Source organism: Cytobacillus oceanisediminis (assembly GCF_022811925.1).
Lineage (GTDB): Bacteria > Bacillota > Bacilli > Bacillales > Cytobacillaceae > Cytobacillus > Cytobacillus oceanisediminis_D.
Genome location: NZ_CP065511.1, coordinates 4950254 through 4971415 on the forward strand (window position 1 = coordinate 4950254; position 21162 = coordinate 4971415).

Annotated in this window: 23 protein-coding genes; 9 read left to right on the forward strand and 14 right to left on the reverse strand. The window is 42.0% G+C overall.

Annotated elements, in window-relative coordinates; translation table 11 throughout:
• Positions 1-169 precede the first annotated feature (169 nt).
• From IRB79_RS25000 to IRB79_RS25010, 3 genes are read left to right on the forward strand one after another with little or no spacing between them, the layout of a single operon-like run.
• Positions 170-1663: a spore germination protein gene (locus tag IRB79_RS25000; RefSeq protein WP_243505849.1), complete on the forward strand. Its 1494-nt coding sequence runs from the start codon at positions 170-172 to the stop codon at positions 1661-1663.
• A 35-nt stretch (positions 1664-1698) separates the two neighbouring features.
• On the forward strand, positions 1699-2799 hold the full coding sequence (locus IRB79_RS25005; protein ID WP_243505850.1) for a GerAB/ArcD/ProY family transporter: 1101 nt from the start codon (positions 1699-1701) through the stop codon (positions 2797-2799).
• Entirely contained in the window at positions 2796-3854 is a 1059-nt protein-coding gene (locus IRB79_RS25010; RefSeq protein WP_243505851.1) for a Ger(x)C family spore germination protein, read from the forward strand. Before IRB79_RS25005 ends, IRB79_RS25010 begins: the two co-directional genes overlap by 4 nt.
• Positions 3855-3887: 33 nt before the next feature.
• On the opposite strand, the gene rodA is transcribed toward IRB79_RS25010, so the two are convergent.
• The 3 genes from rodA to IRB79_RS25025 all read right to left on the reverse strand — a co-directional run bounded on the left by rodA (position 3888) and on the right by IRB79_RS25025 (position 7376).
• Complete coding sequence (gene rodA / locus IRB79_RS25015; RefSeq protein ID WP_243505852.1) at positions 3888-5060, reverse strand: rod shape-determining protein RodA; 1173 nt, start codon at positions 5058-5060, stop codon at positions 3888-3890.
• A gap of 472 nt (positions 5061-5532) precedes the next feature.
• A complete protein-coding gene (locus IRB79_RS25020) occupies positions 5533-6315 on the reverse strand; it encodes a DUF4931 domain-containing protein (protein WP_243505853.1) in 783 nt (260 codons plus the stop codon).
• A gap of 314 nt (positions 6316-6629) precedes the next feature.
• Positions 6630-7376, reverse strand: a complete 747-nt coding sequence (locus tag IRB79_RS25025; RefSeq protein WP_243505854.1) for a FixH family protein — start codon at positions 7374-7376, stop codon at positions 6630-6632.
• Positions 7377-7673: 297 nt separating this feature from the next.
• Here IRB79_RS25025 and spoIIP point away from each other — a divergent pair, with 297 nt between their 5' ends.
• The 3 genes from spoIIP to IRB79_RS25040 all read left to right on the forward strand — a co-directional run bounded on the left by spoIIP (position 7674) and on the right by IRB79_RS25040 (position 9790).
• A complete protein-coding gene (gene spoIIP, locus IRB79_RS25030) occupies positions 7674-8807 on the forward strand; it encodes a stage II sporulation protein P (protein ID WP_243505855.1) in 1134 nt (377 codons plus the stop codon).
• Positions 8794-8976, forward strand: coding sequence for a hypothetical protein (locus IRB79_RS25035; RefSeq protein WP_243505856.1), 183 nt, complete (start codon positions 8794-8796; stop codon positions 8974-8976). Before spoIIP ends, IRB79_RS25035 begins: the two co-directional genes overlap by 14 nt.
• A 67-nt stretch (positions 8977-9043) precedes the next feature.
• Positions 9044-9790 (forward strand): (S)-benzoin forming benzil reductase, encoded by a 747-nt coding sequence (locus IRB79_RS25040; RefSeq protein WP_243505857.1) that lies wholly within the window; start codon positions 9044-9046, stop codon positions 9788-9790.
• Positions 9791-9821: 31 nt separating this feature from the next.
• On the opposite strand, the gene IRB79_RS25045 is transcribed toward IRB79_RS25040, so the two are convergent.
• The 5 genes from IRB79_RS25045 to IRB79_RS25065 all read right to left on the reverse strand — a co-directional run bounded on the left by IRB79_RS25045 (position 9822) and on the right by IRB79_RS25065 (position 13904).
• Positions 9822-10457: an adenine nucleotide alpha hydrolase family protein gene (locus tag IRB79_RS25045; RefSeq protein ID WP_243505858.1), complete on the reverse strand. Its 636-nt coding sequence runs from the start codon at positions 10455-10457 to the stop codon at positions 9822-9824.
• Between the two features lie 246 nt (positions 10458-10703).
• Complete coding sequence (locus tag IRB79_RS25050) at positions 10704-11438, reverse strand: amino acid ABC transporter ATP-binding protein (protein ID WP_243505859.1); 735 nt, start codon at positions 11436-11438, stop codon at positions 10704-10706.
• A gap of 18 nt (positions 11439-11456) precedes the next feature.
• Positions 11457-12158 carry an amino acid ABC transporter permease gene (locus IRB79_RS25055; RefSeq protein ID WP_243505860.1) on the reverse strand — a complete coding sequence of 234 codons (702 nt, stop codon included), beginning with the start codon at positions 12156-12158 and terminating at the stop codon, positions 11457-11459.
• Entirely contained in the window at positions 12145-12966 is an 822-nt protein-coding gene (locus IRB79_RS25060; protein ID WP_243505861.1) for an amino acid ABC transporter substrate-binding protein, read from the reverse strand. The genes IRB79_RS25055 and IRB79_RS25060 overlap by 14 nt, the downstream gene beginning before the upstream one ends.
• Positions 12967-13076: 110 nt before the next feature.
• On the reverse strand, positions 13077-13904 hold the full coding sequence (locus tag IRB79_RS25065) for a DUF2935 domain-containing protein (protein ID WP_243505862.1): 828 nt from the start codon (positions 13902-13904) through the stop codon (positions 13077-13079).
• Between the two features lie 129 nt (positions 13905-14033).
• Between IRB79_RS25065 and IRB79_RS28095 the strand changes: the two genes are divergently transcribed.
• Positions 14034-14165, forward strand: a complete 132-nt coding sequence (locus IRB79_RS28095) for a hypothetical protein (RefSeq protein ID WP_279401040.1) — start codon at positions 14034-14036, stop codon at positions 14163-14165.
• A gap of 33 nt (positions 14166-14198) precedes the next feature.
• On the opposite strand, the gene IRB79_RS25070 is transcribed toward IRB79_RS28095, so the two are convergent.
• From IRB79_RS25070 to IRB79_RS25090, 5 genes are all read right to left on the reverse strand, one after another.
• The gene (locus tag IRB79_RS25070) at positions 14199-14411 is read right to left on the reverse strand and encodes a hypothetical protein (protein WP_221879487.1); all 213 of its coding nucleotides are present in this window, start codon (positions 14409-14411) and stop codon (positions 14199-14201) included.
• Between the two features lie 103 nt (positions 14412-14514).
• Entirely contained in the window at positions 14515-15093 is a 579-nt protein-coding gene (def, locus tag IRB79_RS25075; protein WP_243505863.1) for a peptide deformylase, read from the reverse strand.
• Positions 15086-15277: a helix-turn-helix transcriptional regulator gene (locus IRB79_RS25080; RefSeq protein WP_009331775.1), complete on the reverse strand. Its 192-nt coding sequence runs from the start codon at positions 15275-15277 to the stop codon at positions 15086-15088. Before IRB79_RS25080 ends, def begins: the two co-directional genes overlap by 8 nt.
• A gap of 213 nt (positions 15278-15490) precedes the next feature.
• Positions 15491-16981 (reverse strand): potassium/proton antiporter, encoded by a 1491-nt coding sequence (locus IRB79_RS25085; protein WP_243505864.1) that lies wholly within the window; start codon positions 16979-16981, stop codon positions 15491-15493.
• Positions 16982-17359: 378 nt separating this feature from the next.
• Positions 17360-17902 (reverse strand): GNAT family N-acetyltransferase, encoded by a 543-nt coding sequence (locus IRB79_RS25090; RefSeq protein ID WP_243505865.1) that lies wholly within the window; start codon positions 17900-17902, stop codon positions 17360-17362.
• A 270-nt stretch (positions 17903-18172) separates the two neighbouring features.
• Between IRB79_RS25090 and liaG the strand changes: the two genes are divergently transcribed.
• Positions 18173-19027, forward strand: coding sequence for a LiaG family protein (gene liaG / locus IRB79_RS25095; RefSeq protein ID WP_243505866.1), 855 nt, complete (start codon positions 18173-18175; stop codon positions 19025-19027).
• 129 nt (positions 19028-19156) lie between these two features.
• Positions 19157-19849: a C39 family peptidase gene (locus IRB79_RS25100; protein ID WP_243505867.1), complete on the forward strand. Its 693-nt coding sequence runs from the start codon at positions 19157-19159 to the stop codon at positions 19847-19849.
• Between the two features lie 240 nt (positions 19850-20089).
• Here IRB79_RS25100 and IRB79_RS25105 read toward each other — a convergent pair whose 3' ends face one another.
• A complete protein-coding gene (locus IRB79_RS25105; protein ID WP_243505868.1) occupies positions 20090-21088 on the reverse strand; it encodes an LLM class flavin-dependent oxidoreductase in 999 nt (332 codons plus the stop codon).
• Positions 21089-21162: the final 74 nt, after the last annotated feature.

A 21162-nucleotide genomic window follows, 5' to 3' on the forward strand; every position in this document is an offset into this window, starting at 1 on the left:
TATTAAAAGGAACCTGAACCAACCAGGTTCCTTTTTTATTTGTCCATATTACATTTTCCCGATCTTACTGCCATACATCCAAACCCTTCTTTTTTTATTGCCTTCCATTCATAAGTTTTCCAAAACCGGCAACAATAAGCGTAATGCCGAAAATGATGGTGATTTTCCTATGAGAAATTGGTTGAAAAACAAACGGATTAAAGAGGATATCCAGCATAAGGAATGGGAAAAATCCTTGATTAAATCCAAAGACTTCAAAAAAATCTTTTATTATAACAAAAAAACAAATGTGCGCTTTGGACTTACTTTCATGGCTACTTTAATTGATGAAAATATTATTCAGGATGGTATTCTCCCTAATCTTCTGGAAGAAGAATTCCGGGAAATAGAGGATATTAAACAGCTTGTCCCTGTGGCTGATGTGCAGATTTGTGATGACCCTTCTCTAATCGAACAAAAGCTTTTAAATGGCTACGTCATGCTGACGATTGAGACAGAACTTAAACATTTCGGCTTTATAGCTGCGCAAAAAGAAATCGTCAGGGGGCTAAGCCAGCCTGAAGTTGAATTTTCCGTTATCGGTCCTAAAGAAGCCTTTGTCGAGTCAATGGGCCAAAATTTAAATTTAATCCGAAAACGTCTTCCGGTAAAAGAACTGATTATTGAAGAGTTTAAGCTGGGGACCCTGTCAAAAACCGCTGTCGCCATGCTTTATATGGAAGATATCACAAATGAGGATAATGTAAATACTGTCAGGCAGAGACTTACAAACGTGAAATTTGATGCCATTACAGACAGTTCCTATATTGTACAGCTGATTAGTGATAACTCCAATTCCCCTTTCCCGCAGCTGCTTGATACAGAGCGGCCTGACAGGGTCGCGGGAATATTGGCAGAGGGAAAAATCGCCATTGTGGTTGACGGCTCACCCCATGTGTTAATTACACCAACCACACTTGTTGAATTTTTCAGTTCTTTTGAAGATTATTTTTTAAATTGGATTTTATCTTCTTTTTTCCGGCTCATCCGTTTGTTCGCGGTTGCGTTTTCCATTCTGGTTACACCTATTTATGTAGCAACCCTTTCATATCATTATGAGCTTATTCCAAAAGATTTGCTGAGTACATTAATTACATCAAGGCGGGAGATTCCACTCCCTCCCATTCTGGAGGCATTGTTTCTGGAGCTGACCATTGAATTGCTGCGTGAGGCAGGAGCCCGCCTTCCGACCAAGGTCGGCCAGACGATCGGTATCGTGGGAGGAATCGTAATTGGGACTGCATCTGTAGAAGCAGGCTTGACGAGTAACGTCCTTCTCATTATTGTAGCTCTCGCCGCTCTCGCCTCCTTTACAACACCTGTATACAGGATGGGCAACACTATTCGTCTGCTGCGCTTTCCCTTCCTGTTTTTTGCAGAACTATGGGGCCTGCTCGGGATTGTGTTTTGCTTCTGTTTACTGCTGACTCATTTAATACGGCTGACTTCACTTGGCAGGCCATTCCTTGAGCCGCTCTATCCGCCTCGGGTTATGGATATGAAAGATGCCCTTATCAGGCTTCCATTTGAAAAACAATCCAAAAGGCCGATATTTTTACGGACTAAAAATCCAATCCGCTTCAGTAAGAAAAAGGCCGAAGAGAAAAAAGATATCGACGAGTAATACCAAATGTATCAACTTAAATGGAGGTGAACCAGATGAAGGAACAGCCAATACCAGAAAGATTGCAGATTTCTCCCTTTTTAGTATTTTACTTGGTCATGTCCATGCAAATTGGGATCGGTGTATTAGGATATCAGAGGATTATCGCAATGGATGCAGGATACGATGCCTGGATATCCATATTATTTGCCGGCGCATGCATTCATGTAATTGTTTGGATGATCTATAAAATAGGCGAGACTGTTGGCGGTGATATTGTAACAGCACATAAATACGTCGTGGGGAACTTTTTCGGCAAGGCTCTCTGCTTCATTTTTATTGGCTATTTTATCCTGTATTCCTTAACAGTAATAAGGACATTTATTGAAGTCATACAGGTTTGGATGTTCCCTGAATTAAGCACCTTCTGGTTCTCCTTCGGTTTTATGATTCTTTGTGTCTATATTATTTTTGGAGGATTTAGAACTGTAGTCGGTACAGCCTTCTTTGGGCTTGTTCTGCCGGCTTACCTCCTCCTTACATTCAGCTGGGCGATTAAATTCTCCAACTTTTACAACCTGCTGCCCATTTGGGATCATTCCATTAAAGAACTGCTTACAGCTTCTTATCATATGTCCCTTACTTTTATTGGGTTTGAAATCATCCTTTTTTTCTATCCATTTATTAAAGAACCAAAAAAGTCGCAGAAATGGGCTCATCTGGCCGTATTAACAACTACTCTTATTTACACGATTCTAGCCATCATTACTTTTGCCTATTTTGCCGAAGACCAGCTGGCAAAACAAATTTGGGCGAGTTTAACGATGTGGAAAATAGTTGAAATGCCCTTTGTTGAACGATTTGAATATATCGGGATAGCGAACTGGAACTTAATCATTCTTCCTAATGTTTGCATTTCCATTTGGATCGCCTCCAGGCTTATTAAAAGGGTATTTAACATCCGCCAGAAAGTGGGAGTGTTTTTTGTTGTGGCAGCAGTGCTTTCCGTTATACATTTTTTGGATACAAGAGAAAAAATTAATACGCTTAATAACTATGTGGGAAAAATGGGATTTGCTTTTACCTTTATTTATATTCCTTTGCTTTTCGCTGCTGTGATGATCGCCAAGAAGCTGAAAAAGGGGAAGAAGAAATGAAGAAGCTTATACTACTCTGTCTCGTCTTGCTGCTTTCCGGCTGTGTGGACAAAGAAATACTGGATGATATTAATATTGAAGTAGGAGTTGGCTACGATTTATCAGAGGACGCAAAAGAAAAGTATAGGGGAACTGTATTATTTCAGGAATTCCAGCCTGATAAAAGCGTAATAAACAGGACATTTTCCGGAAGTGGAAAGCTGCGCCAGGACCTTCTTCTCGAAGTGACTAAACAATCATCAGAGCCAGTCGTAACAGGCGGGTTAAAACTGGCTGTTTTTGGACCTGACCTTGCCAGGAAAGGAATTTATGATCTTGTAGATTCCTTTCAAAGAGACGCAAGTATCGGAGCACGTGTAATTGTTGCAACTTCGGAGGGGAAGGCAGAAGACATGTTAAAAGGTGAGTATGGAACACGAGGAAATTCAACCTACATCTACAATCTTATCCAGCATAATATTGAACATCGGGATATTCCCAAAACCAATCTGCATATCTTAGCCAATGATTATTATCAAAATGGCAAGGACCCTTTTCTGCCGCGTATAAAAAAAACCGGTGATGATAAAGTGGAAATAGTCGGCATCAGCCTTTTCAGCAGGGATAAGGAAGTAGAGGTCCTTCCTGTGAAAGACATGTTCTTTTTTAAATTGCTGGTCGATAAATATAGTGAAGGAAACTTCGATGTTAAATTAAAAAAAGGAGATTTAGCTGCTGTAAAGAGTTTAAGGTCCAAGCATAAAATTAAGATAACTGATCATCATGCTTCCATAACTATTAACATTGAAGGGATTATTCGTGAGTATTCCGGTGATGAGTTAGCATCTGAGGTTGTTGGCGCCGTTCAAAAGAACCTGGAGAAAAAGGTCGAAAAGGAATGCCTCAGACTATTAAAACAGTTTCAGGAACTCGGAATTGATCCAATTGGGCTCGGCCAAATGAAAAAATCCAAGCATCGAAACTTTGATTTTAAAAAGTGGGAAGATGATTACAAAACGCTGAGTTTTGATGTGAAATGCAATGTAAAAATTGAAGAAACCGGCGTAATTGAGTAAAAGAGCGGGCTTTCACAGCCCGCTCTTTCAATTTTAATCATTTGTCGAGAACATATATTTTTTATAGTGATAGCGGATCGAGAAAATCAGCCCCATGGCCAGCATATTCCCCATCAGCGAGCTTCCTCCATAGCTGATGAAAGGAAGCGGTATGCCTGTGATTGGCAAAAGGCCGATGGTCATCCCGATATTTTGAAAGACATGGAATGTAACCATACTGATGACACCTACACAAATATAGGTATAGAAATTATTTTTGGTTTCCATGCCAATCTTGGTAATATGGTAAATCAGCAGAAAGAAAAGGCTGACGACAATACTTGCGCCTACAAAACCAAATTCTTCACCTACAATACTGAAAATAAAGTCGGTATGGCTTTCAGGCAGATAGACTTCCCTCGTTCCATATCCTTTCCCGCTTGTTTCCCCTGATCCAATGGCAAGGAGAGAGCGTGTCAGCTGAAACCCGGTTGAACTTTGATAGTTATAAGGATCAATCCAGGAATAAATGCGCGCAAACTGATATTCCTTTACCCCTAAATACTTCTCTAGAATATCCGGATGCCATAAAACAAAATACAAAATAGTGCCTGCAAGAGCGGCTCCTGTTCCAAATATTGGCGCCAGAAGCTTCCAGCTGATTCCTGAAATGAATATCATGCCAAGCATGATTGCCAGAAATACCAGGCTTGTCCCTAAATCGGGCTGCTGCATAACCAGCAGCAGCGGCACCATTGTTAAACCAACCAGTTTAATGAGCAGCCATAAATCAGTCTGCATGGTTTTGTATGCATTTTTTTGATGATGCTCGTCAATTGTTTTCGCCAATACCAGAATAATAAACACTTTAACAAGCTCAGCAGGCTGCAGTGAACCCATGCCTGGAACCTTGTACCATGCCTTCGCCCCATTAATGACAGGGGCAATGCTTGTTGGCGCCACAATCAGGAATCCAAGCAGTACAATGCCCAGGCCGTACACATACCAGGAAATCTTCTTCAGCTGATCGGAATCCAGTGTGATTACCGCAGCGATGATTCCTGTTCCAACGGCATACCAGACAACCTGCTTCAAAAGGAAGTTTTCTGTATATTGTCCTGTTGTCTGTGCGCTGTAAATGGAAACGGCGCTTACCAGGAATAAAAGCATCAATATTAATACTAAGCCCCAATCCAGCTTAGGAGGTGTATATCGATTTGAGGTCATGATCATTCTCCTTTAAAGAAAAGCGGAAGCGCCTTGCCTACGAAGGAACGCAGACTAAGAACGCCACGTCCTGTGGCAACGTCTGCATGACCCTCATCCTGCGGGCCTCAAGCACAAGACGAGCCTTCCGGAAAGGCGTCCTTTGCCTTTTTGGGAGGCTTGGCTTGTGACCTCGAGGGGGTAGGCGCTGGAGCTAGACAGTTATCTAACTTCTGAATTTATACATTCTTATCAATTAAACAAAACCATTTGCCTTTACCTTTTAAGGCATAACGGAGCACAGCGCAAGGAATAGGATATGTGCCTCACATAATTCCTCGCTACAATATTTCATTATATTTTTTATAGAGATAAATCACAACTTCTAAAAGCGAATGGTTATTATTTCAAATTTTTACTATTACTGAGAATGGCTATTTCCGTCCATATTCAGCATCCGTCTAAGGTACCCATCAATCGGGTACACCAGGCATTAAGGCCTGGCTTTAAACTCCCCGCTGAAATATCTCACTTTTATATCATCTCTCATCCATTCAAGATTATTAGGAACCTGAGGGATGCTGTAGCCAATAAAAATAGGCGTGGTAATATAGCGGGGAACAACTTTTGCGTAAATATCCCTGCCCAGCTTGTAGAAAAACAAATTATAACTATTGCTTGGAAAAGGAAAGGCATTCAGAATATAATGGGCAGCTGCCTGGATGCATTTTGCAAAGTACGGAATATCATCCTGATCGGCAAGCTTTACATTGAATTCATAAAAACCGATTCTCGGTGAAGTGGATAAATTGAACATAGTATTGCTCTCCTCATGAATAAGGAGACCTTCAAAGTCCTCTGCCTGGATTTTTTCCTTGTAATCAATATTTCTCAATCCGACAATTTGCATATGCGGATGGGCGATACTCCCACCGGATAATGGGCCGTGGTTTTTGAAAAATAAAACAGACTCATATTCTCCGCTCTCTTCCATCTGAAGCCAATGTTTTAACCCAAATGAAATCAGCCTGACCAAATGCTCCTCAGGATAAATGGACAGCTCACCGTCACATTGATCCGTTTCAATCAGCACGGTCTGATAGGAGTTTTCAAGAACAGGAAACTTATTTTTCAGCAAAATGATTGAATCCTCAACGGCGATGATATCCGTCAGCTCCTCCCTTGCACAAAAAGGGCATCTTATATCCTTATTCCGAATGCTATTAGGCTTTTGGACCCCAATTCCCGTATTAAAATGCAAATGTGTATGTGACATCTCTTTGACACCTGCTTTTCTGTAATCTCTCCTATTATATTATCATGAAAATGAAAGCGGAGTACTTGAGGCAGTTTCTTGGGTACTTTTGTCCGAAGCATCCCCGGGTTCGGACAGACTCAGGCATTTTCCTGGCCTTCCTGGCTTTCCTGTCCGAACTTGACCCTGATTCGAACAGCCTCAGGATTTTTCCTGGCTTTCCTGTCCGAACTTGACCCTGATTCGGACAGCCTCAGGATTTTTCCTGGCTTTCCTGTCCGAACTTGCCCAACAAAAAATCAGCAGGGCATGAAAGAACCCCACTGATTAATGCTTTAATGCACCGTTAATTCAGTTTCTGTGTGCTCGTGAATATCGTCGCCTTTTTCAACATGGGTCGTGATGGTGTATGTGCCCGCATCTGTAAACTGATGGTCGGCAGTGTATTTGCCCGGTTTTGTTTCAGACATGTTTACCCATTGAGGCGTTGCGCCATTAAGTGAGATTTCAAGCTTTACTTTAGCATCCGCCAGCGGTTCCCCTTCATTATCAACCATGGCAGATAAAGCTGTTTGTTCGTTTGCATGGATTTGGTCAGGTGCCTGCAGCTCAATGGATACCTCTCCGCCATGGCTGTGAGAGTGGCCTTCTTGTTCATGCCCCGTTCCTGAGTCCTCCGCTTTTGCCTCGCCAACTTGTACGGAAACCATTGGCATTGTATGCTGGCTTCTTGCCGTTACATGGGACTGAACATAGTAGAGGCCTTCTTCTGTAAATATATGATCAGCGGTATATTTCCCCTCTGAGTCGTGCTTTGCCTCTGCCATTTCACCGTTTTCTTTTTGTCCTTCCTGCCATATTTCAAATTTCACCTCATCCGCATCGGTTACGGCCTTATCGCCTTGTCTGACAGTGACCGCAAGGGTTGCCTCCTCACCAGGATCAATGGTTTCAGGCACCTGGATGACGGCTTCAATGATTTGCGGCACTTCGTCGTTTTTTGCAGGCTTTTCTTCTTCTGATTGGCTGCATCCGCCAAGAACAAGCAAGCTCGCCATTATGCTGAATAATATCTTTTTCAATTTAGTGTCCCTCTCTTTATCTATATTGTCTTTTGATATTATCAATATAAAAGCCATTTGTGATAAAACAATGAAATCTTTTCAAAAAATAAAAGACCCTTTCAGGCCTTTCGAGATTTAGTACAAAGGATTGCTTTTTATTATGTGTTTTATACTGGATGGACGCAAGATCATTCAGGACCACTTTTTTGTCCCCTTCTTTCGCGATCTCTTCTGCTGCCTCTTTTCATATTAAGGGCAGCCCCCATCTTCTAAATCAGCTTATCCGTCATATATTTAGAGAGTGGAGGGATTTATATGAACTTTAAATTAAGAGTCCATTCTATTTTCTTTTATATAAACAGCTGGCTTTTCAGTATTTGTGCAGCAGTGGCGCTCGCTGGGATTGTTGCGCTTTATCCGGCTGCCTTCTCTTCGTCACATATGAATGTGCTGCTTAAGGACATTAAAGCCGACCAGCTCTTCATTCACATTTTGAAAGCTGAGAATCATTATTTTCACAAGGAAGTTCCTGCTGAAAGCTACTCCCTATCCGGAACCCTATTTAAGCTGGCAACCAACACACAGCCGAAGGATATCAGAACGTTCCTTGGCCGGGAGCTGCCTGGTTTTTCGATCTTTGACACTGGTATTGCCGTTGCCGGAGAGGGTACCGATTTTACCAACCTGCCAGTGGAATCTGCCCCTCCCCTTGAAGTTCTTTTAAAAGAGAAAGAACTTGCTATGAATAACGGTCAAAGTGAAGATAATACGGCTCCTCCAGTTATTCCGGAAAAAAAAGGGGTCCTCATTTACCATTCCCACAGCTGGGAATCGTTCGCTCCGCTATTGAAAGATGTAAAGGATACAGATGAGGCCGTTAGTCCAAATGAGCAGGTTAATGTTATTGCTGTCGGGAAAAAGCTTAGTGAAGAGCTGGCGAGAAAAGGCATTGGTGCTGAGCATGATAAAACCAATATTGCCTCAGAACTGAAAAAGAAGGGCTGGAACTGGGAAAATTCCTATGCCATGTCCAGAGAGACTGTACAATCCGCCATGACAGAGAATAAGGATGTTAAATTCCTAATTGATATCCATAGGGATTCGCTGCCCCGAGGGAAAACAACCGCAGTAATTGGCCAGGAACCATACGCTCGACTGTTTTTTGTCGTCGGCAAAGAGCACAAAAACTATGAACAGAACTTAAAAGTGGCTACCGAGCTCCATAAAGCACTGGAAGCAAAATATAAGGGAATAAGCAGGGGAGTATTTGTTAAAGGAAAAAGTGAAGGCAACGGGATTTACAACCAGGATCTTTCCGAGCGGGCCCTTTTGCTGGAATTCGGAGGTGTGGAAAACAACCTGGATGAACTGAATAACTCTATAAAAGCATTTGCTGATGTGTTTAGTGATTATTACTGGAAGGCAGAGCCAGTCAATGCGGAAAATTAATGCCTGCCATTATTGTCTCCTGTTTACTTTTTTCAGCACATTTATTCTTTACCTTCTGTTTGGCATAAGCACCATTACGGTTGCCTGCCTGTTTTCAGGAATTATCCTCTCAATCATCAATTTAATAGAAGATGAAATGAAGGCATTCAGACAGGACCACAATGGCTGATAAAGGAAAAAATGATTATTTTCTGTTTTAATAGAAGATAATGAAACAGGAAATAGGAGTGATCAAAGTGAAATTAGCTATCATAACAGGTGCATCCAAAGGTTTAGGAGCTTCCATTGCCAAGAGAATGATAACAGAAGGAACAGGCATCATATCTTTATCAAGGACTGAAAACCCCGAGTTGGCAAAACTTTCTGCAGAGAATCAAGTATTCTTTGCCCAATATTTCTGCAATCTGTCCTCACCGGATGAGCTTGAATCTGCTTTCAGAGAACTGACAGCACTATTGCAGGAAAAACAGCCGGAAACCCTATATGTATTTAACAACGCAGGGGTCATTGATCCAATAGGTACAGCCGGGAATCTTGATCATGCGGCATTAATTCACAATGCTCACGTTAATCTGATTGCTCCTATTATGATTTCCAACATCCTGCTGCGTGAAGTTTCAAGTGAAATGACCATTGTCAACATTACTTCAGGTGCTGCTGAAAGGCCCATACAGGGGTGGAGTGCTTACTGCAGCACAAAAGCCGGAATAAATATGTTTACAGAAACAGCTGCATTGGAACTGCAGAAAGCAGGCAGCAGCCATAAGATTATTGCCTTTAGTCCCGGTGTTATGGACACCGCTATGCAGGGAACCATACGTTCTTCAGCGAAGGAAGCATTTCATGATCTTGAAAAATTCCAGGCATACAAGGAGAAAGGAATGCTAAGGGATACGGAAACTGTGGCAAATGCACTAGTCGATTTGCTTCTGCAGAAGAAAATTGAGAGCGGAAAAGTTTATTATGTAAATGACTTAATCTAAAAAGCAGCAAAAGCCGGCTAAATGAGCCGGCTTATTTATCTCCCAATATATTACTATCTACAACACCATGGTGGATACGGAGCACTTCATGATTATTATCTTTTTGTATAACAAAAAATCCGTTCGAGAAGTCGGAGGATAATTCTTTAAAAAAGATGCCCTTTATTCCATTTTCATGATCTTCTCCAACGATTAGATGATAATCGGAGCCTTTCTTGACGATCTGGGCCGGCAGCCCTTTATCCCAGTCGTCAGAGGGATCATGAACCTTTCTTGAAACTTCTACGACATGTATATCTACCCCTTCAAGCAGCTGGAATAAATCATTGATCAGCGAATGCTTTACCATCCGCTCCAGCTTGGTTTGAACAGCCTGCCCAAGGATAATCTGGGTAATATTATACTCCTGAACCACATCAGCTATCACCCTGGCGATTTTTTTGTCCTCAGCATACTTGGAGAGCATCTTCAGCCCGTATTTCTCTGCTAAACTTTCGAACAAGTATTTTGTCTGAAGCTCGTTAAAGCTAAGCTCTTCGTGCTTCCGGTTTTCTACGGAGAGAATATAGCCATCCCCCTGAAATGCTTCCTTCAGTTTTTTGCCTCTCTGGGCCAGTGCTTCCGCATGATTGGGATTGCTGACACATATTAAAATATTTTCCTTCATTTTTACACCTCTCTCACCGGATTCTATAATCAGTATAGCACGAATACCATGGAATAAACCCCGCGGCAAAAGGGCTCCATAAGAATGTGTTTAAAGCAATTGATTATTTTTTTGAAAATATGAATAAGAATTTTTCTGCCCGGACATACTAATCCTACAAGTGTAAATCCCCCTTTTTTTCCGCTTCCTGTTAAGGAAGCATTTTTTTTGATAAAAATTGACCTCTGCCTGTCTGCAGAGGTCTGTTTATTGAATTAAATTCAGGAACTGGCTAGTGCGCACTTCTTTTGGACTGGAGAATATCTGTTCAGGTTTGCCGCGTTCCACGACAATACCGCCGTCCATGAAAATGACTTCATCCGCTGCTTCCCTGGCAAATCTCATCTCATGAGTAACGGCCACCATTGTCATACCTTCAGCGGCCAGATCCTTCATCACCTTCAGCACTTCTCCAACTAGTTCAGGGTCCAGTGCCGAAGTAGGCTCATCAAATAGCATAACCTTTGGCTCCATTGCAAGAGCCCGTGCAATCCCTACCCGCTGCTGCTGGCCGCCTGAAAGCTGAAAAGGATAATAGGCAGTTTTATCCGCTAAACCAACTTTTCTTAAAAGCATTTCCCCCTTTTCCTTTGCCGTTTCCTTTGATTCGCCTTTCACTGTAACCGGCCCCTCCATGACATTTTCGAGTGCAGTCATATGAGGAAATAAGTTATAGTTCTGAAAAACCATTCCCGTAAGGCGCCTGAAGGGAGGTATTTGCCTTTTCAAGACCTGCTGAGAAAAGTCGAGGACTTGATCGCCAATGGCAAGCAGGCCTGAAGTAGGCTGCTCCAGTACATTTAAGCACCGCAGCAAGGTCGTTTTTCCGGAGCCGGATGGCCCAATCACTACAACCACTTTTCCTTTCTTCACTTCCAAATTAATTCCTTTCAGTACTTTCAGCTGATCAAATTGCTTATGCAAATCCTTAATATTAATCATTAATAGCACTGCCTCTTTTCATGAAGAAATATATCGGTCCAGACGGCGTTCAAGCCTTCCCTGCACGATTGAGAGCATAAAGCAAATCACCCAATATATGAAGGCAGCCTGCGTATATAGAAGCAAAAATTCATAATTAGTTGCGGCTATTTCCTGTGCTCTTCGGAACATCTCTGTAACCAGAATCATGGAAGCCAGAGAGGTATCTTTTACAAGACTGATGAATGAATTGGATAGCGGCGGTATCGATACTCTGGATGCCTGCGGAAGGATAATCCTCTTAAGCGTCTGCGAATAAGACATGCCTATGGAATATCCCGCTTCCCATTGTCCTTTTGGGATCGAAAGGATGGCAGCCCGGATAATTTCAGAGGCATACGCCCCTACATTCAGCGAAAATCCTATGATCGCTGAAGGGAAAGGATCTATAATGACACCAACCGTCGGAAGCCCGTAAAAAATGATGAACAGCTGCACAAGAAGCGGCGTGCCCCTTATTGCTGATACATAAATTCTGGCTATCGTCTCCAGTGCCTTATTTCCCGAAATGCGGGCAAGTGCCGTAAATATTGCCAATGCCAGCCCGCATATAAATGAAATCAGTGTTAATGGGATGGTATAAACAATGGCACCCTCCAGCAATGGCTGGAATGAATTCTTACCAATTTCTATAAGTCTTTCGATCCTTTCCGGGTTGGTAAAAATACTACTTAAGTACATCTTCGCCAAACCATTTTTCTGAAATTTTCAAGTAAGTGCCATCTTCCATCATTTCGGTCAATGCTTTATTGACTTCATCAACCAATGTATCGCTTCCCATTCTGAACATTAGGCCGCTTTGAGAAGCATCTTCGGATTCATCTGCGATTTTGACTGGAGCATCAGGCTTATGTTTTTTAAAATCCAAAAAAGACAAATTATCGTTGAGTGTAACATCTGCACGCTTTGAATTAATCAGCTCAATCGCCTGGTTAAATCCGTCTACTCCTACAATTTCTGCCCCATAAGACTTTGCCAGATCAGCATAATTGCTTGTCATGGACTGTGCGGCTTTCAAACCCTCTATGTCTTCAAAGCTTGAAACTGAATTATTGGATTCATGTGTAATCAAAACAGCTGCAGAAGAAATATAAGGATCCGAAAAATCGTATTTCTCCTGGCGATCAGGGCGAATCCCCACCTGGTTTGCGATCATATCAAATCGTTTTGAATCCAATCCGGCGAACATGGCATCCCATTGTGTTTCCAGAAATTCCGGCTTCACACCAAGCCTTTTGGCCACTTCCTTTGAGATTTCCACATCAAAACCGGTAAGCTCACCTTTATCGTCATGGAACGTGAATGGCGGATAAGTGCCTTCCGTTCCTATTAACAGCTTTCCCTCATCCTGCACTTTTGCCCATAAATCCTGCCCCTGCTCTTCTGACGCAGGCTGATCCTGATTGTCCGGGTTTGCTTTATTCGTTCCGCACCCTGAAATGATTAAAACTAAACAGATTAGAACAGCACTAAAAAAAGTATTTTTCATGTGTTTGCCTCCTGTTTGAGAAATGATTTTATTTTATCTTTTCCTAAAGTGCTTAGTTTATAGGAGGCCAAAGAAAAAAACCCTCTTTCTAAAAAGAAGGCTTTAGGATACTAAGAATAAGATGGTTTTTTCAAAGAACATTTAGAAGCTTCTTCCGCCAGTTCAGGAGCATAGTAGCTGAGCTTTTTAATTAAATAGCAGGCTTCAGGGAAATGATGTTCGAGAAATCTCAGGGTTGTTTTATTGAGAATCCTTTTGCCGGCGTATTTCTGGACTATTCCCTTAATGTATTCATTCATTTCAATCACAGCCAGCCCTACATCCCGGGCCATTTCCTGCTGGCGCGGAAACCCTGGCTGCGTAAACCGGAGATATCCTTTCATATGTCGATTCTGCACCATAAAACCCTGAAAAATCCGGGTATAAATTTCTGCCTGTTCATCTACAAATACCTCAATTGGATCGATTGAATTTCTCAGAAGAATGATGTGTCCCAGCTGATCCTCCAGCCACAAATCCAGCAAATCAAAAAGGGATTGCTGTGGCGGTGTGAGTCCTTTTGCATAATAGGACAGCAGACGCAAATATTCCTGATTTTCACTTAATGTGCCGTTAAAATAAGTTGGCGAAAGATTTAGATTGATAAAATTATTGATTCTCAGATTCTGAAGCTTTCCTTCAAATTGAAAATAGCCGTTTGCAATTGGCCATATCTCCATGGCCATGGCGATTGCCTCCTGTGAGTTCGCTTCTGCAGACGGAGATAACTGATTAAGCCTATTCCTAAGATTACGGAAGGCTTGTCTGTATTCATCCGCTCTTTTTACGTACCTGCTTTCTGTTGAAGAAAGATGGTCCCTGACAAAAATCGCATGGTCTTCAAGAATCTCCAGCCAAAAGGCATGCTCCTCCCAAGGCGTCAATCCTATTTCATTCATTAAAGATCCCCCCATCATAATCCTTTTAAATGTATATGCCTTTTAAAAAGGAAAGATGAAGGCAGGTCCGGATAAAAAAGGAGCGATTTAGAAAAAATAAGGAAGCATTTTTAAGAAAGGAGAATCATCATGACAAAAAAGTTCAATAAAGGCAGCAAAAATCAAAATTCACCAAGAGGAAATCAATCAGCCAACAGCGGAGATAACAGCAAGGGCAATAAGAGGAATAAAGATCAAAAGGATAAGACTGATTTGGATTAAGAGAAAACCGGCTTCCTTGTCGAAGCCGGTTTTCTATTCGTCATCGCCTGAAATTTTAATGGCTGGCGTGTTGTTATAAAGATAGGTTGGAGCCATGTTTTGTTTCTCATCACGATTATTCATAGCTTCTTGCAATTTTAGATTAGCATCCTCTGTTTCTGTCTTGCTGTTAATTTGGGAGTGAACAGTCTGATCCTCCAGCTTTTCATTAAGCTTGATATTGGTTTCAGCAGTTTTATCATCCATTTGCCTAATCCTCCTTTTGTTATAGTTTGTTAAAAGTGGTTAATAAATATTTACCACATCCTGTTCCCATAAAACAAAAAGCATAAACCCATGGTCTATGCTTCTAAAAGTTCTCCATAACCGAGTTTTCCGGAACTCTGAATGGATCATTTTTATCAATTCGATCATAAAACATTATTCCGTTCAGATGGTCGATTTCATGCTGCATAATGATAGCCGGGATACCCTTGAACCGGAGTGTCACTTCTTCGCCATCAAGATTATGGGCTTTTACCTTAATGCGCTCATAACGGGGCACATACCCTTTTACGTCACGGTCTACAGACAGGCAGCCCTCACCCTCCGGCAGGAAAATGACACCGACAGAGTGGCTGATGATTTTCGGATTAATTACGAAATACTCCTGAGGCTCAGCTTTTCCATTGGTAAAATAGGCGGTAAACATGCGTTTGTTAAGGCCAATTTGGTTGGCAGATAGCCCAATGCCCGGACGCAAGCCGTATTTCTTTGCAAATGCAGGATCCTGACTGTTCTTCAAATACTGCATCATCGCAATCAGCGTTCCGCGATCTTCTTCAGTTAAAGGCACTGTGACTTCTTTTGTTACCTCTCGCAGGATGGGATCCCCTTCCCGCACAATATCTTTCATAGTAATGATCGTATCAGCATTAAATTTACTCATAAATAAACAATTCATCTACCTTTACTTTTAATGTTTTAGAAATTTTAAAAGCGAGCTCCAGTGTGGGATCATATTTATTATTTTCTATGCAATTGATTGTCTGCCTGGCCACACTGCATTCTTGAGCAAGCCTTTTCTGCGTTATTCCCAGCTTTTTTCGTATTTCCTTTATTTTATTTTTCATACTATCACCTTTTGGGCCGAAACTGTTTTTATGGTAGCATTTCAGATGGCAGGATGTCCAACACTTTGGACATTAGTAGCTGCACAAAAAATTTTTCCGCGAAAAATTGAAGATAACCGCGAAATTTTGATTTTATCCGCGATTTTACTTGCTTTATCCGCGAAATTGCAAAAAAACCAGTGCAGATCTCCTCCACACTGGTTCCTTATTTGACTACGCTTCTGCTTCTACCAAAGTTTCAGCTGTTTTTTTCTTTTTCAGCAGCAGCTTGAGCTCTCTTTTATATTTTCTCTTAGTAAGGATGTAAAGAAAATCTCCCTGCTCAATTTGGGTGTTGCCTGTTGGAGTAATTAACTCATCTTTACGTATGATTGCATTGACGAGTGCGCCTTCAGGAAAAGGGATCTCCATCAGATTTTGCCCGATAATGAAGGCATCTTCTTCTATTTCGAATTCAATCATTTCAGCATCTGCTTTTCCAAGGGAAACCAATTCCAGGGAATGCATGGGAGTAGCCTTCTCTGGCCCGGTCAGACCGAGCTTTTCGGCTAACAATGTAATCGTTGATCCCTGGATAAGAGCGCTGGTCAGGACAACGAAAAAGACAACATTGAAAATTTCGTGACTTCCTTCCACACCGGATAACAGCGGGAAAGTGGCCAGAACGATTGGCACAGCTCCTTTTAATCCTGCCCAAGATAAGAAGACCAGTTCTTTCATCGAAAAACCCATCTTAATGGTGGTTAGAAACACAGCAGCAGGTCTGGCAACAAATATGAGAAGTGCTGAAAGAGCCAGGCCTTTTAGCAAAATATCAGATTGGAAAAGTTCATTCGGAAAGACCAGAAGACCTAAAATAACGAACATCGCAATTTGCATCATCCAGGCAAAACCTTCCGTAAAACGGAAAACAGAGTGGCGATAGGCAATGTCTGCGTTCCCTATCATAATACCCGCCACATATACAGCAAGAAGACCGCTGCCTCCCAGATAAGCAGTTATTCCATATGTCAGCATGGCAAATCCAGTTGCAAACACAGGATAAAGCCCGCTTGAATCCAAGTTAATTTTATTCAATGACCATATTGCGAATTTGCCAAACAAGAGACCGGCTATAGCTCCCACTCCCATTTGGATAAAGAAGGAACTAACAAGTGAGAAAATGCCGGAGCCGGGAGTCATGATCAGCTCAATCATGGCAACTGTCAGGAACACTGCCATGGGATCATTGGAGCCAGACTCGGCTTCCAGTGTTGCGGAAATCCTGGGCTTTATATTTTGCCCTTTTAATACAGCAAAAACGGCAGCTGCATCAGTCGAACCGACAATCGCACCAAAAAGCACCGCCACAGGCCAATCTACCCCGAGAATAAACTTTGCCGCCACGGCAACAAGCCCGGTGGTAATCACAACACCTAAGGTTGCCAATGATAAGGAAGGTGCAATGACTGTCCGAGCTGTTTTCCAGTTCGTCTGCAGTCCTCCTTCAAACAAAATAATGATAAAGGCCAAAACCCCAATCATCTGCGCAATTCTCGCATTATCAAAATAAATGAATTGCCCCAATCCCATCCCGACTGCGATAAAGAGAACAAGAGCAGGCACGCCAAGCCTTGCAGAAAATTTAGTTGTCATAACACCAATAATAAAAAGAATAGCAGCCAATAGGATGAGTGCATCTGTGTGCCAAATAAATTCAGCCAATACGATCACCTTCTTTATTAAGATTTAATCAAAGGATATAGGTTGTAAAAAACGTCTTTCAATAGTGAAGAATGACTTGTGTTTTGTAAGAAAAAAAGGCGGAATTGAGTTTAACCAGTGTAGTGCCTGGAGAGATGATGACAGCAGCTCATGACAACCCTTTAGTATGGTGCAGAGCTGATATTAGTATTTAAGAAAAGAAGTGAAGTGACAGTGAATCGCCGGCTTTGTTTCCAACATAAGATTATCTTTTACTGCTTACACTGTCTTTATCGATTTTTTAATGTAACATAAATACATTATAACATATATTATGTAACATCGCACTTCATATGCATGCTTTTTTAAAAAAATCGGACTTGCCATTAGGCAAATCCGCTAAATTTCTTTAGATAGATGAATCATCTCATCTTCCGTTTTATACTCCTTATATCCGTAGCGTTTGTAGAGGTTCACTGCACTATCCCAGGCCATATTTGTTTCGAGAACAACCTTTCTATAACCGGCTGCTTTGGCGCGATCCTCCAGTTGCCGTACCATCATTCCGGCAATGCCCTGACCCCGGAATTCCTTTTTTACAGACATTCGCTGCAGCCTGCATTCCCCTTTGCCTTCATTGGTAATTGCACCCGTACACACCAGTTCATTTTCAATCAAACCTGCCAGAAAAAGGGCACCTTCAGCGTTATACGTGTCTGTAAGGCAATTCAAATCAGGATTTAACGAATGGTCAATAAACCCAAAGCGTTCCTGGAATCCTTTCAGTATTAATTCTTTTGCAGCAGTCTCGTAATCCTTTGAGATCTGTACAATCTTAATATCCGATTTAATCTTTTTCAGCTCAGCCTCAGCCCTTTTTTTATCGCATAGCTCAGGCATACCGGCATTAATTGTTTTTCCATTGACAGTTGTGGTTTTCATAGATTCTCCTGTTTTTTCCTTTTATAATAAGATATTAGCAGTGAAAAGAGAATTCTTTTTAGACAGTTAATATATGCAGAGCCTCTCTCTAGAACTTCTGCTGCTCTGTATATATTCAAGTTTGCACATTCCCGCCGGACAAAAAAGCGTTATACTATATTCCGTACGCCTCAAGTCTTAGCTGAAATTAAAGCTGGGGCTCAATGTGCATGAATTGGGATTACCTTAAAATATAAATAAGAAATTTATGAAGGAAAGCAGGGGTTCATAGTGAAAAGGATTTTCGCCATTTTTATCATTTTAGTCTGTTCCTATTTGCTCTTTACTGGTGTAAACAGCTGGCTTAGTTTTGGAGAAAGCAGTACCGAAGCTTCTCTCAGCAAGAGGACAGATACTATCAGCATAGATGTATCAAGTTCCGATACAGTCATTATTCCTGAAAAGAGGAATGATGTTAGAGCAGAGCTTGACGGAAAAGGGAAAGTGACCGTAAATAAGGCGGGAAACGAAGTTCGTGTAGAATACAAAAGAAAGTGGCTGGACGGCTTTCAGTTTTTCAATAATAAAAGCAATCTGAAGATTTACATTCCTGAAGATTTCAATAAGTCCTTGTCAATTGACATTGGTTCTGGCCGTCTGAATTTTGCCGGTGAATCTGAAAGCAAGCCTTTCGGGCTTGAGAGTCTGGATGTTAATATGAGCTCCGGCAAAGTCAGCCTTGCCAACATTAAGACTGATGAATTTGAGCATGAAGGATCATCAGGGATGATGGAAGCAGATCATATCATTACCCGTACTGGAGAAATAGATATGAGTTCAGGCAAAGTGAAGATCCGCAACTACCAGGGCAAGCTTGATGCCGGGGTATCGTCTGGACAGCTGGATATAATGGTCGGCAAACTGATTGACTCTATTAAAGTGGAAGCAAGTTCAGGCTATGTCCGCCTTGATTTGCCTGATGATGCTGACTTCACCTTAAAAGGCAAAGCAAGCAGCGGCCATATCAGCAGCAATTTCGAATTGGATGATGAGAAACGCGATAAAAATGATATTTCCGGCAGGCATGGATCAGGAGAACATGACATCCGTATCTCTGTATCCAGCGGGAAAGCCGAGATTAATTAACTTCTGCATCGAAGTCCGGGAAACCGGGCTTTTTTTGATGCTGAATGAGGATTAAGGCTGGACACTATGGGGAAATAGTCTTATACCCATTATTTTGACAAGCGAAATTTTCACAAAGGAGTGTGAGTCTTGAAGAGAGCTATGTTACTGGCATCCATTCTGCTGTCAGGCTGCTCTTCACCTTCCTGGATTACCGGCCAGGAAAGTGAAACCGAATACGCAGAACAGGAAGACGGCAAAGTGTTAATTGATGCCCCTCATTATTCGCAAAAGCCCGAGCTTGAAAGAGGATGTGAAGTAACCAGTCTTGCCATGCTCCTGAATCATGCAGGAGAAGATACCGATAAAATGCAATTAGCCGAAAAAATAAACCGTGTTCCTTTCGAAAAAGATGGCTATCGGGGAAATATTCATAAAGGCATTGTTGGCAATATGCAGACATTGGATAAACCTGGACTCGGCGCCTACCATGAACCCGTTGCAGAACTGGCGGAAAGCTATTTGCCCGGAAAAATTGAAGACCTGACAGGCAGCGGGTTTGACAAAGTAATCGAGCAGCTTGATGACGGGAGACCAGTCTGGGTGATAATCACCAGCACTTACGACGTATTGCCTGATTCAGAATGGGAAACCTGGGAAACAAAAGATGGCCCGGTCAAAATAACCTACCGAATGCATGCTGTATTAGTCACAGGCTATGATGAAGATCATATCTATGCAAATGATCCGCTTAAGGAGAAAAATACCCAATACCAAAAGGACAAGTTCATTGCCGGATGGGAACAGATAGGAAGACAGGCAATCACTTATGTGGATAAATAAAAAACGCGGGTGTATGTGGATAACTTTTTGTCTCGATCATGATCACCTATGTGGATAACTCTATTGTCTCCTTGGATTATCCACTTAGTGTGGATGAATCGAACAAAAAACCCCTTTAATTGTGGATACTTCTGAAAAATTGAAAAAATCAATGAATTAGTTATGCACATTTGGAGATAGTGGGAAGCTCAAAAAGGAAAATAATCCTCAATCGGTGGATTAATTGGGGATTACAAATTCTCAACTTAAGCCGAAAGCTTCAGCCAGCAGGGTATACGAATTCAGCTTGCCTTGAAAGTCATGAATATTGGTGATGACCATAAACTCATCTGTTCCGTAGACTTCGCTGAGCAGCTGCAATTCTTCTTTTATTTTTGCTGGGGTACCAACTAACATCCGCTTTCGGTTTTCAGTAATTTTTTCTTTTTCCGCATGTGTGAGCTGGATACCTTCAGCTTCTATGCTTGGGATTAATCTCGTATCTCTCCCTTTTTCAACTGCCAAAAGCCACATATCCTGGCTCAAAGCCAGCTTCTCGGCCTCTTCCTGTGTCTCAGCGCATACAACAAAAATACACACATTAGCTTTCGGCTCAGCCAATGCTGCTGAAGGCTGGAATTGGCTGAAATATGTATCCATTGCTCTCTTTCCGTTGGCAGGAGTAATAAAGTGGCCATACGTAAAAGCAGCTCCATGTTCCGCTGCCAGTCTTGCTCCGCGATGCGTGATTCCAAGAAGCCACAATAGTGCAGGATCTTCAGCCTGTGGAAAAGCTTTTAATTGCTGATAAGGATGGCCTTCCGGAAGCTCTTTGTTCAAAAACCCCTGCAAATCCCTAAGCTGTCTCGGAAACTCATTCAGACTTTTCCTTACTCCATCTGTCAGGGCAAGCCGGGTGGTTGCGGATCCTCCGGGAGACCTCCCAATGCCCAAATCTATTCGTCCTGGAAATAGAGTTTGGAGCACATTAAAATTTTCGGCAATTTTATAAGGGCTGTATTGCGGCAGAAGGATTCCGCCTGAACCGACCTTAATTCGGCTGGTGCTTGATGCAATATGGGAGATAAGAATTTCCGGTGAGGAGCCAGCCATTCCATTAGAATTATGATGCTCAGCCACCCAAAAACGAGTGTAGCCAAGCTCTTCTGCCTCTTGGGCGAGCTTGACTGTTTTACGAAAAGTTTCAGCTGCAGTATCCCCTTTTGCCACGACAGATTGATCCAAAACACTGAGCTTCATTAGAACTCCCCCTTTTATTGAAGATGATCTTATCACAATGGATATAGCTTCCTCAAATGTCTCGACTGCTCAAG

Coding starts and splice junctions, on each gene's coding strand:
- IRB79_RS25105 (WP_243505868.1), bottom strand. CDS start 21,088: ATGAAGCTCAGTGTTTTGGATCAATCTGTCGTGGCAAAAGGGGATACT.
- spoIIP (WP_243505855.1), top strand. CDS start 7,674: ATGAACTTTAAATTAAGAGTCCATTCTATTTTCTTTTATATAAACAGC.
- IRB79_RS25090 (WP_243505865.1), bottom strand. CDS start 17,902: ATGAAAACCACAACTGTCAATGGAAAAACAATTAATGCCGGTATGCCT.
- IRB79_RS25010 (WP_243505851.1), top strand. CDS start 2,796: ATGAAGAAGCTTATACTACTCTGTCTCGTCTTGCTGCTTTCCGGCTGT.
- IRB79_RS25070 (WP_221879487.1), bottom strand. CDS start 14,411: ATGGATGATAAAACTGCTGAAACCAATATCAAGCTTAATGAAAAGCTG.
- IRB79_RS25065 (WP_243505862.1), bottom strand. CDS start 13,904: ATGAATGAAATAGGATTGACGCCTTGGGAGGAGCATGCCTTTTGGCTG.
- IRB79_RS25050 (WP_243505859.1), bottom strand. CDS start 11,438: ATGATTAATATTAAGGATTTGCATAAGCAATTTGATCAGCTGAAAGTA.
- IRB79_RS28095 (WP_279401040.1), top strand. CDS start 14,034: ATGACAAAAAAGTTCAATAAAGGCAGCAAAAATCAAAATTCACCAAGA.
- IRB79_RS25035 (WP_243505856.1), top strand. CDS start 8,794: ATGCGGAAAATTAATGCCTGCCATTATTGTCTCCTGTTTACTTTTTTC.
- IRB79_RS25045 (WP_243505858.1), bottom strand. CDS start 10,457: ATGAAGGAAAATATTTTAATATGTGTCAGCAATCCCAATCATGCGGAA.
- IRB79_RS25020 (WP_243505853.1), bottom strand. CDS start 6,315: ATGTCACATACACATTTGCATTTTAATACGGGAATTGGGGTCCAAAAG.
- IRB79_RS25055 (WP_243505860.1), bottom strand. CDS start 12,158: ATGTACTTAAGTAGTATTTTTACCAACCCGGAAAGGATCGAAAGACTT.
- IRB79_RS25005 (WP_243505850.1), top strand. CDS start 1,699: ATGAAGGAACAGCCAATACCAGAAAGATTGCAGATTTCTCCCTTTTTA.
- IRB79_RS25060 (WP_243505861.1), bottom strand. CDS start 12,966: ATGAAAAATACTTTTTTTAGTGCTGTTCTAATCTGTTTAGTTTTAATC.
- IRB79_RS25000 (WP_243505849.1), top strand. CDS start 170: ATGAGAAATTGGTTGAAAAACAAACGGATTAAAGAGGATATCCAGCAT.
- rodA (WP_243505852.1), bottom strand. CDS start 5,060: ATGACCTCAAATCGATATACACCTCCTAAGCTGGATTGGGGCTTAGTA.
- IRB79_RS25080 (WP_009331775.1), bottom strand. CDS start 15,277: ATGAAAAATAAAATAAAGGAAATACGAAAAAAGCTGGGAATAACGCAG.
- def (WP_243505863.1), bottom strand. CDS start 15,093: ATGAGTAAATTTAATGCTGATACGATCATTACTATGAAAGATATTGTG.